The sequence below is a fragment of the Christensenella minuta genome (assembly GCF_003628755.1).
GTDB lineage: Bacteria > Bacillota > Clostridia > Christensenellales > Christensenellaceae > Christensenella > Christensenella minuta.
In genome coordinates, this window is record NZ_CP029256.1 from 2,666,696 (window position 1) to 2,678,857 (window position 12,162).

Sequence of the window (12,162 nt, forward strand, 5' to 3'; positions counted from 1 at the left end):
AACATACAAGACATAGCTATCGCATTGGCGACCTGTATAGATTCGCATGGGTAAACGGGAGGTTAACGTTGTGGCGGCTAAGCTAACGCCGAGGCAAAAAGCATTTGCGGAATTTTACATTCAGCTAGGCAACGCTACGGAAGCGGCGAAGCGCGCGGGGTATTCAGAGAAAACAGCAAATAGAATTGGCGCAGAAAACTTGACAAAACCTGTTATACGTGAATACGTCGATAAAGTGCAGTCAGAAATATCCTCAAGCCGCATAGCAGACGCGCGAGAAGTGCAAGAAACATTAACGCGCATATTGCGTAGGGAAGAAACCGAAAGTGTTGTAATCGTCTGCAAGACCCGTAAAAGCTCGTATGACAAAGCGGGGAAACGAAAGACGGAAGAAAAAGAAACCCCGGAGATCGTGCGGATTCCAGCAAAGATCAGCGACGTGAATAAAGCCGCTGAACTGCTGGGGAAGGTTCATGGTCTATATACCGATAAGGTTGATCTTTCGGGCGGCGTGGATTTGAGGATACAGGTAGACTATGGCAACGATCAAGGTTCAAGCGAATAAAATATTTGCACCAGTAGATAAAAGCAAATGCCGCTATGTGCTTCTGAAAGGGAGCGCAGGAAGCGGGAAAAGCGTTGACACTGCGCAGCATTATATATTGCGTCTGATGCAGGATAGGGGTCGAAACCTCTTGGCATTGCGTAAATCGGAGGTAACGAACCGTGATAGCACTTTCGCGGAGTTATCCGGGGCAATATCGCGCATGGGGCTGTGGGACTACTGGAAGCCTATAATGTCGCCGCTTGAACTGCGGTGTGTCAACGGGGCGAAAATCATCTTTCGCGGCATGAACGACGACAGACAGCGCGAGAAGATCAAGTCTATCACGTTTGAAAAAGGAAGCCTTACAGATATATGGCTCGAGGAAGCGACGGAATTTTCAAGGGCGGATGTGGACATACTAGATGACCGTTTGAGAGGAAAACTCCCGGATGGTCTTTTTTATCAGATGCGGTTTACGTTCAATCCGGTGGCGGCAACACACTGGATTAAACATGATTATTTTGATACGGTTGATCCTAATGTTTTTACACACCATAGCACATACTTAGACAATCGTTTTATAGATGCGCCATACCATGCGCGCATGATGCGGCGCAAGGAGCTAGACCCGGACGGGTATCGGGTGTATGGCCTCGGAGAATGGGGCGAAGTCGGCGGGCTTATCATTACTAACTGGACGGCAGAAGATATGAGCCAAGACCCAAACGACTACGACAGCGTTTCACTTGGTCAAGACTTTGGTTTTAACCACGCTAACGCTATTTTATTGCTTGGATTTAAGGACGATGAAATATACGTCTTAAAGGAGCAATACGATTACGAGAAGGACACGGGAGAGATAATAGCGGCTTGCATCATGCCGAAACACGTAATGATGTACTGCGACAGCGCGGAGCCAGACAGGATTAAAACATGGCGTTCTTCCGGGTATAAAGCCGTGGCAGTTAAGAAAGAGCAAGGGAGCGTACAAGCGCAGATCGACTATTTAAAAGCGCATAAAATACACATTCATCCTTCATGCGTAAATCTTATGAAGGAGCTCCAACAATGGAAGTGGAAGCGTGACGAAAAGCGGGATGTGTGGCTAGATGAACCCGTTCCATTTCTTGACGATGCAATCGCCGCGCTGCGGTATGGAATAGAGCCAGTGCGCAAGGTGCGCAGACTACAGAGTTTTTCAAAGGAAGGGCTAGGACTTTGATAGAGTATAGAATCAACAAAGACAAAGAACTTACTGTTGACGAAATCCGGCAGCTTATAACGAATAGCGCGGCAGAGGCGGCGCGTAGGCAGTATTTGCACCAGCAGTATGACGGGAAGCAGGACATTTTAAATCGCACTGTTTCAGACCCGACCAAGCCGAACAACAGGCTTGTGAATAATTATCCGGCGTATATCACAGACAGTTACACGGGTTATTTCATGGGTGTACCCGTCACGTATAAGGCGGCAGAGGGCGCGCCGGATGATATGCTGATTGAGATAAAAGCGCTATTTGACTATAACGACGAACAGAGCGAAAACGCAGAACTCGCAAAAGAAGCCAGCATCACGGGCGACGCTTATGAGCTTTTATATCTGGATAGTGATTCAAACGTTAGATTTACGGCGTTGGATTACACGGAAACCTGCATTGCGGTATATGATGCAGCCCTAGAGGGTGAAATGCTGTACTTCATCCGGGCATACGATGTGCTAAAAGACCTATTCTCAAACGAAAAAACGCAAACGGTTGAGGTGTACGATCAAAAGCAGGTATCATACTATACCGCAGATGCTGCTACGCTAAAGCTTACTGGACAAAGACTACATTACTTCAATGATGTTCCCGTTGTGGTATATAAAAACAACAAAGAGGGCATAGGCGATTTTGAGCGCGAAATGACACTTATAAACGCCTATGACAAGATGCAGAGCGACAGCGCGAACGACCTCGAATATTTTACTGACGCCTATTTAGTGCTGCGTGGTCTTGGCGGGACGACTGCGGAAGATGTATTTGCAATGAAGGAGCAGCGCGTACTGTCTTTGTCGGATGCGGATTCTCACGCTGAATGGCTAATAAAACAGATTAATGATACGTACATCGAGAACCTTAAAAACCGTATAGATGATGATATTCACAAATTTAGCAAGTGCCCGAAACTTACGGATGAATCGTTTGCAAATAACCTTTCCGGCATTGCGATCAAGTATAAACTGATTGGATTTGAGAATGTAACGAGCGTAAAAGAGAGATATTTTAAAAAGGCACTACAGCGAAGAATTGAATTGATTTGCAATGTGCAAAATTTGTTTGCTAAGAATTACGATTACACCATGATAGATATGACGTTTACCCGCAATATCCCGTGAACGCGACAGAAGCCGCCGACATGGTAAACAAGATAACCGGGGTAGTATCGCGTGAAACGGCATTAGGGCAATTGCCATTTGTAACAGATGTGGAGGACGAAATAAGCAAGATAGATTCCGAAAAGCCAACATACGAAATAGCGTATCAGGAAGACGACGAAGGGCAGCCGGTGTTTAAGTGATGGGCAGCGCGGAATATTGGCGAAAGCGTACGCTTGAAAGTGAAGCTTACGCGAACGGGTTAGCTGAATCCGAGATAGTGAGACAACAGAAGCTATACAAGGCGGCATACAAACAGCTTGCTAAGCAGATAGACGGCTTGTATATCCAAGTGGTGGAGTACGGCGAGGAGTTAAGCAGGACGCAGTTGTGGAACTTTTCTAGATGGTATCAGCTTGAACAGCGGCTAGGCAAGATCACGGGAGAGATTACCACAAACCAGATACGCGGGACGGAACGAACGCTTATAAAGGTGTTTGAAAAGACAATGGGCGTAACGCTTAAAGATTTGAAACAAAGCGGCGCGCCCGTCAACCTGTCCTTTGATATGCTGGACAACGTGCAGATCAAGCAACTTGTGAATACCGCATGGAATGATGCTTCTTTCTCCCAGCGTTATATAGAAAACGGTATCAAAATGGGCGAGAGGGTGAAACAAGATATTACCGATATGCTTATATCTGGTAAATCACCCGGAGCTATTAAGAAAGCATTGCAAGGCGACCTTAACATGAACTACTACGCGGCTGATCGCCTTGTGCGGACGGAAGCAAATCACTACTACAACGATGCGGCAATGAAATCTTATAAGGCCGCCGGGGTGATAATGGTTGAATACATCGCTGAAGTGGATGATCGTATTTGTGATGAATGCGAGGGTTATTCCGGTCAGATTTACCCGATAGATGGCGCGCCAACGCTACCAATTCACCCGAATTGCCGTTGCTGTTATGCCCCTGTAGTGGAAGTGGGCGACGATTTAACGGAAGCGGCAGAGCTACTAAAAAAATATGCTTAATAGAAGCTTAACAGCTTCTTTTTTATTACGCTTTATAGGGCTGTGCGACAACAGAACTAAAGGGGCGGCAATGCCGCAACTTACGGAGGTTAAGAAATGGAAAAATTTTTACAGGGTTATTTGCTTAACAGGCTTACACCGATGATGGACGCAGATGGGGGCGCGGCCGGAGACCCGGGCGGCGAACCAGATGGAGGCGGTTCCGGCGGTGGAAAGCCGGACGGTGGCGAAGGTAAAACTTACACCGAAGCCGAGATTGCAGAATTATTGCAAGCGGAAGCGGACAGAAGGGTTACGGCGGCACTGAAAAAGCAAAAGAGAGAGTATGAGGAAAAGCTATCCCTTTCAAAGCTGGATGAGGAACAGCGCAAGGAAGCTGAAAAAGACCTTGAAATTAAGCGCCTTAATGAGCGTATTTCAGAAATGAGCACGAGCATTAACAAAGGCGAGGTAATCAAAGTTTTGGCGGCGCGTGGGCTTGATCCCGCTTTTGCCGACATCATCACGATTGGGGACGACATCAAAGAAGCGCAGGCGCGCATTGATACGCTCGACAAACTGTTTAAACAGGCGGTTGAGGCTACGGTCAAGAAGCGCATTGCGGGAGATGCGCCAGCAAAAGGTAGCGGGACGGGAACGCCCACGACCCTAAAGGGGATGAATGTTCAGCAGAGGGCAGAGCTTTACGAGAGCAACCCGGAACTATTTAGAAAGCTAAAAGGAGCAGAGTAAATGGCAAATATTGTATATCCTAACGAAGTTCTTGAATCTATAGTTGAAGACATTTTAGAAACGCGGCTTAACACCAGAACACTTATGACGGTTGATATGTCGCTTAGCGGCGCAGCCGGCATGAAAAAAGTAATTAACCGCTATACCTATACGGGGTACGTTGAAAGCCTCTCGCAGGGCGAGAAGAACACACAGCGCGGCAAACTTGAATTTCTGCCTTATGAGTATGAAGTAGGCGTAGCTCAACAGGTATGGGATTACCATGATGAAGAAGTGATGAAAGATCCAGGTATTGTCAATCTCGGCGTACAGGGAATGGCTAATGCTATGTGGAATGACATGAACCAGAAATTTTTTGATGAACTGCGCAAGGCTGAAATTTTCCAGACGATTGAATCAGCGAACAAGATCGCGTATGACGATATTGTTGACGCAATCGCGGCCCTTGACCTTGAGGACGAAAGCCAGCTTTATATCTTGTGCGGGCTGAATACCAAGGCTGCACTTAGGAAAAACAGCCTTTTTACAGGCGCGAAACAAGGCGAGATCATCTTTACCGGGCAGATTGGCGACATTAGCGGACTTCCCGTTGTGTACTCTAAAAAAGTGCCTGCCGATCTTGCTTACGTAGCAACCAAAGAAGCGGTAACGCTTTTCACCAAAAAGGATAGCGAGATTGAGCAGGAGAGGGACAAGGAAGCGAGAAAAAATACGATTATTTCCCGTAAGGTGAACCTCGTTGCCCTCACCAACGCGAAATGCCTTTGTATGATCGGCAAAGCGTCGGCTACCCCGGTTCTCACACAATCTAGCATTGCGGCGGGGAATAATAAGACCATATCCGGTACGAACGCGGCGGGGGCGGTTGTTCGCGTGTACGTGAATGATATTCCGGTAGGCTATGCGGCTGTAGATGGCACTACATGGACGTATACTATTGACGCAGTTTCATCGGGCGATAAGGTAAAAGTCTCTGCAATGACGGACGGGAAAATTCCAGCGTTCTGCGCAGCGGTTACGGTCTCTTAATCTACTACAGGGGGCAAGTCATGAGCGCGACGGATAAATTAAAGGCGTACATCCCCGAAATCCAAAACGCTACAGCCGCCGCTATAATCGAAGATACCGAACAGGCATTTAAGGAGCTTTGCAACGTCGAGGCCATACCCGATGAAGCAAGCTCCTTGATTGTTGAAATGGCGGTTATACGGTACAACCGATTAGGCAGCGAGGGTTTAGCGTCACAAGGCTATAGCGGCGCATCAGAGAGCTTTATAAACGGTCTGCCGGATGATCTATTGCGTAGGCTTGGGAAGTACAGGAGGCTTAAAACGCTATGATTAGCAGGCGAATGAAAGCGGTTAAGATCGTGGAGCGTGATATAAGCGATTCGGTGTTTGGAAAAGATTCCAGGCCGCGAGAAGTAAAGACCGTGCAAATGGCAATCTGCACGCTTACGGGCGCGGAAGTCCAATATTTAAACATCAACGCTCAAGGAAGCTCACACGTTGGATTGACGCTTGACAGGACGCTTAAACACGGGCAAGAGGTACACGACGGAGATGACGTTTATAGAATCACGTACCCAAACAACGATGCGCGGTTATCACAGATTTTTCTTGAAAGGGTGATAGCAGATGGCTAAGACAGAAGTAGACGCAAGCGAAGTTTTAAGGAACTTTGAGAACTTTGTTAAAAAAGCCTTGCCGGACGCTATCAAAGATGGTCTTGAACAAGCTTGCCTTGTGGTCGAAAATGCTGCAAAAAATAATTGCCCTGCAGATAAAGGCACTTTGCGCGCAAGCATAACTCACGTTGTGGAAGAAAACGGCGAAAACCTTGAAGGATATGTAGGCAGTGGGATAGATTACGCGCCATATATTCATCAAGGTACAGGGTTATTTGCCATAGATGGAAATGGGCGAAAAAATGTTCCTTGGCGGTATCAAGACGAAAAAGGCGAATGGCACACAACCGAAGGGCAGCGACCCAATCCGTTTATATCCGACGCAATAGAACAAAACCGGGCAAAGATCATAAATTGCTTTAAGGACGTGATGAAGAAATGATAATTGAAGACGTTGTAAGCGCCCTAAAAGCAGACCCCGCCGTAAGCGGCTATGTGAGAGATCGTATGACCGCATTTTCGACCGACTCAACAGATGATGGTATTGTTTTCAATTTCTCGCCGCAGACGGATGACAAGATTTCCCGCGTTGATAAGCTGGAAATCATGATTATATCCAAGAGCGTTGCACGGGTGTACGAGATTCACGAGGCTGTGAAGAATGTATTGCTTACGCTTGGAGATGATCCGTTTAATGATACGATTTTAGGCGTTGAAATAAACGGCGGCGGCGTTCTTGAAAATCTGAAAACAGGAACCTACCACCACACAACATATTATTATTTAAGGAGCAAAGTATAATGGCACAGGCAAATGAAGAAGTAATTTTAGGATCAGGCGATCTGTTTGTAATGAGTTATACCGGGGAGGCAATCCCGGAGGATTCTGTAATCGAGACGACCTCCAATCAGATAGGCCATATCCAGGGCGGCGCAACGCTGGAATACAAGCCGACAGACTACAGCGTTGTAGATGATATGGGAGCGGTCTTAAAACGCTTTATTACGGAGGAAGAAGTAACGCTTAAATCGGGCGTGCTGACGTGGGGCGTTAACACGCTTGCAAAATTATGTCCGGCCGGGGCACTTACGGAGGATTCTTCAACGCACAAATCCACGCTGAAAATCGGCGGACGCGGTAAGACGGGCATTAGCAAGGTTTTAGCGCGGTTTGTTCATACATATGACACCGGGCTTAAGCTGCGCATTACGATAGTTGCAACCGCATCTAGCGGCTTCACCCTTGCTTTTGCAAAGGACAAGGAAACTGTGATCGATGCAGAATTAAAAGCCGTGCCGCATGATACAGACGGTACGCTCGTTGTTATTGAGCAGGACACAAGGACAGCCGGTTAAAATATGAATATGGGGCGTTCTATGCGAGCGTCCCTTTTCTTTTATAAGGAGTAATTAAAAATGGGAAATGTAATAGATTTAAGCATTTTTGCAAACGAGACCTTAGAAGTAACTATGCCTACAGGCGAAACGATTCATGTTAAAAAGCCAACACAGAAAATTACCATTCGCATGATGGAAATGCAGAAAACGCTTAAACAGTGCGCGGAAGAACCCGAAAAAATGTTTGCAGCGATCAACAAAATGCTGGTCGATATTCTAGAGCATAACACAGAGGGGAAAAAATACAGCATACAATATTTTGAAGATAACATGAGTATCGCGGTTGCAAATGCACTTCTTAGCGAGTACATGAGCTTTACTAGTAACATACAAAACCAAAAAAACTGAAAATGCCGTCTTTGCCCGGACAGAGTAACGGCGGCGATATAGAAATTATGTCATCCGTGCGGCGGGTAATGCGATATTGCGGGTGCACGTTTTACGAAGCCCTAGAGCTTCCCACAGACGTTTTTTTACTGTGTGACAAGAATATGTATATTGAAGACCTGCAAAAGACCCCAGAGGGGCGCAAATACCTTGCAGACTGTGAACGGATGGCAAAGACAGAGCCAGACACAGAAGCATTGAAGCAAAAAGGGCTAACCTATAGGAGCGTAAAAGAGTGAATACAGTAGATTTAGGCGCATTGCGCATTGGGTTGATTGCAGACCTTACTAAAGGATTGTCTGATTTAGATAAGTTGAAAAAAACCACTGAATCAGTGCAAACAACGGCACAAAAAAATTTAAGTAAAGTAGGCAATGCGTTTATGGGGATCGGCACCGCCATAACCGGAACTGCAATTGCCATCGGTACGGCTAGTACAAAAGCGGGGATTGAATTTGAAAGCGCGTTCGCTGGGGTTGAAAAAACGGTAGATGCAACAGACGAACAGTTAGCAGAGCTAAGAGAGGGCATTATTGACCTGTCTAAGGAAATGCCGCAATCTGCAAGCGAAATTTCGGGAGTAGCAGAGGCGGCGGGGCAGTTGGGCATAAAAACAGAAAACGTATTAGATTTTACGAAAACAATGGTTATGATGGGCGATTCAACGAATATGTCCTCAGAAACCGCCGCAACCTCTTTAGCAAGATTAGCTAATATTACACAAATGCCACAAACCGAGTTTAACAGACTAGGTTCTGTGATCGTAGCACTTGGCAATAACTTAGCCACGACAGAAAGTGAAATTACAGATATGGGGTTGCGTCTTGCCGGTGCTGGTAAACAGATCGGACTTACAGAAGCGCAAACACTAGGGTTAGCTGGGGCGTTATCGTCCGTAGGCATTGAAGCAGAAGCGGGCGGCTCTGCAATGTCAAAAGTAATGGTTGATATGCAGCTTGCTGTAGAAACGGGCGGGGAATCGCTTGACAACTTTGCTAAGGTTGCAGGGATGACAGCAGAAGATTTCCAGAAGTCTTTTAGAGATGATGCAGCCGGTGCGCTAATTTCTTTTATAACGGGCTTGCAAAACGCAGAACAGCACGGCACGAGTGCAATTAAAGTGCTTGATGATATGGGAATAACAGAGGTGCGTATGCGTGATGCCTTGCTACGCGCTGCTGGTGCTGGCGACCTATTTACTGAGGCAATCTCCCTTGGTACTAAGGCGTGGGACGAAAACACGGCATTGACGGCAGAAGCCGGGAAACGCTATGAAACGACTGAATCAAAAATAAAAATTTTGAAAAACCAGATAACAGCATTATTTTTAAAAATAGCTGATGTGGTTTTACCGATTGTAAAGCAGGTGATTAGCTTCATTTCGGATTTAGTGGAGAAGCTTTCCAATATGAGCAAAAGCCAGCAAGAAATGATTATCAAGATTGGTCTGGTTGTTGCCGCTATCGGTCCGCTGCTTATAATCATGGGTACGCTTATGAAATCGTTGTCCGCTCTTATGGCTCATCCAATTGTTTTAACAATAACGCTTGTCGTTGCGGCTATTGCTACTTTAGTAGCGGCTATAAGCGCAGTTCCAACCGAAATGGAGATGATGAGCGAAGCCATAGACAAGAACACAGAGGCTACAAACGCATGGTTCGAATCTATGAACGGAGCACGTGCAAATTTAGGCGACTTTTCCGGGATGGTGAATGAGTATGGGCAAAACGCAAGCGACCTAACAAGTATCATTGATGAAAATACACAGAAAATAAACGATATTTACGCAGAGGCATACTCTAGGGGAGATGAGCTAAGGCAAAGCGAAATTGATAAAATAAACGAGTACGTTGACAATATAGCGGAAGCCCAAAACAGGCTTGCAGAGCTTGAAAAATCTAAAGCAGAAGCGCGCATTTCATCCTTGCAATGGCAGCTTGACAACATGAATTTAACAGCGGAGGAAGAACAAGGGATATTAAACACGTTGCAAGAAGTGAGGGCTGATTACACAAAAGCGACACAAGATATTATTTCTAATGAAATCGCCGCACTCGATCAACGTTTGCAAAATAACCAAATTTCGCAGGAGGAATACAATCGCCTACGCGAACAGGCGTTACAAAAAAACCAAGAGTATGCAAACACTGAAAAAGCTATGTCTGATAAGCTTACAACCGATCTACTTGCAAGCCAACAGGAACGTTTCAACCTAAATATGAACGATTACAACAACAGGGTTCATCAGTTCAATAAGATAGAAGAAATCGGGCAATATCATGGCGAAAAAATGGCAGCGATCAACAACAACGAGACGCTTAGCTGGTTTGAAAAACAGGTGCGACTTCAAGCGGCAGAACGCGAAATGCTTACAGATTTTGCGAACTTTGCGGCGGGGCAGGAGGTCACTTGGACAGATTACAACTTTGCAGTAGACAGGAATATATCAGACGCCACCGCTGCATTTTTTAATTGGATAGCAAACAATAAAGCACAAGGCAGGCAGCTTTCAGAAGACAGTAGGCAAAACGCGCGCGACATTCTGAACGCTTACGCTAGTTTGCCGGAAGATTTGCGGGAAAGCGGTCTTGACTCATTGCGTGGGCTTGCGCAAGGTATGGCAGACGAATTTCCGGGGCTTAAAGATGCGGCCAGCATGGACATGGATCAGCTCATACAAGCTATGAACGACGCTTTAGGCGTTGCTTCTCCTTCGTGGAAAATGGATAGCGCAGGACAAAACCTTATGGAGGGGCTGAAACAAGGCACAAATAAGAAAGCCCCAAGCCTCATGGACCATATCAGAAACATAGGTCAATCCATGATTGACGGATTTAAGAATCTGTTTCAAATCAAATCGCCGTCGCGTGTTTTCCGGGGGTTCGGTGAGAATATCGGCGCAGGGCTGGAAGAGGGCCTTTTATCCAGCACTGACGCAGTAATGAAGGCCGGGGACGAACTAAGCAAAGCGGCGCTAGATGGCTTGAACGCCAATAAACTTGAAATGGAGGCAGTAGCCTTTGCAGGAGATGCGCTAGCAGACGCTTACAGAACGCCGGACATTAGCGGGTATATAAATACTCATGAAGGTAGTAAAGACGCATCAGGGAGCGTTATAAAGAACGAGCAGAACAACTATTTCACGGCGCGGGAGCTTACGCCATACGAACAGGCGCAACAGGCGCGCCGACTTGGTAAGGCGCTGTTTGAAGGTGTATAAATGGAACGGATAAAATTTATAAACTCGAAGAATCAAATTTTTACCGCGTCATATGACGAAAACGCAAGGTTTATAATCAATAGCCTTGGAGGGTTGCGCGCTGCGGATATTCAGATCGTTCAATCGTCTGGGTATTTGCAGCATGGCGCGACCTATGGCCGAAGCCTTTACGGAGTGCGCCCAATCCCGATCCAGTTTTACTATAGCTATTCCAGCACAGCGGAGTTTTACAAGACTATGGACGGACTCCAGCGCGTTTTTAATCCTATGCTTGGCGAAGGCGTCTTAATCTATGAAAACGACCATCACAGCCGCATGATAAGGGCTACGGTGACGGAACAGCCGGACATTGCCTCTAACACTGGGCTTGGGCTACGGGTGATAGGACTTGAGCTTACGGCGCACGATCCATTCTTTGAAGACCTGATAGAAACGCGCGTCAGAATGGCTGACTTTGTAGGCGGGCTAAAATTCCCTCACAGAATGCCCATGAGGTTTGGCAAGCGCGGCGATTCCGTGACGATCAATAACAGTGGGGACGCGCCCGCGCCTATCCGATGCGAATTTAGAGGCGCGGCCACAAATCCGGCGCTTAAAAACGACACAACAGGTGAGGCGCTGAAGGTAGTGGCGACGATTGCGGCGGGCGATACGCTTGTAATTGACACCGCATACGGTAAAAAAAACGTCACGATTGAGCGAGGCGACGGAACGATTGAGGACGCTACAAACTCCGTGGATGATGAACAATCTTCCTTCTTCTCTCTTGCGCTTGGAAGCAATAGGCTTTCTTTTTCTGCTGATACCGGCGCGCCGGTAGTTTATGTAAATTATAAACGTCTATATGGGAATGGATAA

The 12,162-nt window shown here is 46.6% G+C and carries 16 protein-coding genes; all 16 read left to right on the forward strand.

All coding sequences use genetic code 11. The features are described 5' to 3' along the window. Positions 1-46: 46 nt before the first annotated feature. The 16 genes from B1H56_RS12750 to B1H56_RS12825 all read left to right on the forward strand — a co-directional run bounded on the left by B1H56_RS12750 (position 47) and on the right by B1H56_RS12825 (position 12,162). Entirely contained in the window at positions 47-565 is a 519-nt protein-coding gene (locus B1H56_RS12750) for a terminase small subunit (protein ID WP_066523686.1), read from the forward strand. After that, positions 537-1,769, forward strand: coding sequence for a PBSX family phage terminase large subunit (locus tag B1H56_RS12755; protein ID WP_066523685.1), 1,233 nt, complete (start codon positions 537-539; stop codon positions 1,767-1,769). The genes B1H56_RS12750 and B1H56_RS12755 overlap by 29 nt, the downstream gene beginning before the upstream one ends. Continuing rightward, the gene (locus tag B1H56_RS12760; protein ID WP_121419012.1) at positions 1,766-2,923 is read left to right on the forward strand and encodes a phage portal protein; all 1,158 of its coding nucleotides are present in this window, start codon (positions 1,766-1,768) and stop codon (positions 2,921-2,923) included. Before B1H56_RS12755 ends, B1H56_RS12760 begins: the two co-directional genes overlap by 4 nt. A 20-nt stretch (positions 2,924-2,943) precedes the next feature. Continuing rightward, complete coding sequence (locus B1H56_RS15020) at positions 2,944-3,105, forward strand: phage portal protein (RefSeq protein WP_121419013.1); 162 nt, start codon at positions 2,944-2,946, stop codon at positions 3,103-3,105. A gap of 77 nt (positions 3,106-3,182) precedes the next feature. Continuing rightward, a complete protein-coding gene (locus tag B1H56_RS12770) occupies positions 3,183-3,941 on the forward strand; it encodes a minor capsid protein (RefSeq protein WP_162939008.1) in 759 nt (252 codons plus the stop codon). A 96-nt stretch (positions 3,942-4,037) separates the two neighbouring features. Further along, positions 4,038-4,673: a DUF4355 domain-containing protein gene (locus tag B1H56_RS12775; RefSeq protein WP_066523682.1), complete on the forward strand. Its 636-nt coding sequence runs from the start codon at positions 4,038-4,040 to the stop codon at positions 4,671-4,673. Further along, complete coding sequence (locus tag B1H56_RS12780) at positions 4,674-5,702, forward strand: phage major capsid protein (RefSeq protein ID WP_066523681.1); 1,029 nt, start codon at positions 4,674-4,676, stop codon at positions 5,700-5,702. Positions 5,703-5,722: 20 nt separating this feature from the next. After that, positions 5,723-6,013 (forward strand): phage head-tail connector protein, encoded by a 291-nt coding sequence (locus B1H56_RS12785; RefSeq protein WP_066523679.1) that lies wholly within the window; start codon positions 5,723-5,725, stop codon positions 6,011-6,013. After that, positions 6,010-6,318: a hypothetical protein gene (locus B1H56_RS12790; protein ID WP_066523678.1), complete on the forward strand. Its 309-nt coding sequence runs from the start codon at positions 6,010-6,012 to the stop codon at positions 6,316-6,318. Before B1H56_RS12785 ends, B1H56_RS12790 begins: the two co-directional genes overlap by 4 nt. After that, on the forward strand, positions 6,311-6,742 hold the full coding sequence (locus B1H56_RS12795; protein ID WP_066523677.1) for an HK97-gp10 family putative phage morphogenesis protein: 432 nt from the start codon (positions 6,311-6,313) through the stop codon (positions 6,740-6,742). Before B1H56_RS12790 ends, B1H56_RS12795 begins: the two co-directional genes overlap by 8 nt. Beyond that, positions 6,739-7,101 carry a hypothetical protein gene (locus B1H56_RS12800; RefSeq protein ID WP_066523674.1) on the forward strand — a complete coding sequence of 121 codons (363 nt, stop codon included), beginning with the start codon at positions 6,739-6,741 and terminating at the stop codon, positions 7,099-7,101. The genes B1H56_RS12795 and B1H56_RS12800 overlap by 4 nt, the downstream gene beginning before the upstream one ends. Then, on the forward strand, positions 7,101-7,655 hold the full coding sequence (locus B1H56_RS12805) for a hypothetical protein (RefSeq protein WP_066523672.1): 555 nt from the start codon (positions 7,101-7,103) through the stop codon (positions 7,653-7,655). Before B1H56_RS12800 ends, B1H56_RS12805 begins: the two co-directional genes overlap by 1 nt. A 60-nt stretch (positions 7,656-7,715) precedes the next feature. Next, the gene (locus B1H56_RS12810) at positions 7,716-8,045 is read left to right on the forward strand and encodes a hypothetical protein (RefSeq protein WP_066523667.1); all 330 of its coding nucleotides are present in this window, start codon (positions 7,716-7,718) and stop codon (positions 8,043-8,045) included. 68 nt (positions 8,046-8,113) lie between these two features. Beyond that, positions 8,114-8,323 carry a hypothetical protein gene (locus B1H56_RS12815; RefSeq protein WP_066523666.1) on the forward strand — a complete coding sequence of 70 codons (210 nt, stop codon included), beginning with the start codon at positions 8,114-8,116 and terminating at the stop codon, positions 8,321-8,323. Between the two features lie 74 nt (positions 8,324-8,397). Continuing rightward, on the forward strand, positions 8,398-11,304 hold the full coding sequence (locus B1H56_RS12820) for a phage tail tape measure protein (RefSeq protein ID WP_456236660.1): 2,907 nt from the start codon (positions 8,398-8,400) through the stop codon (positions 11,302-11,304). Continuing rightward, positions 11,305-12,162, forward strand: coding sequence for a phage distal tail protein (locus tag B1H56_RS12825; RefSeq protein ID WP_066523664.1), 858 nt, complete (start codon positions 11,305-11,307; stop codon positions 12,160-12,162).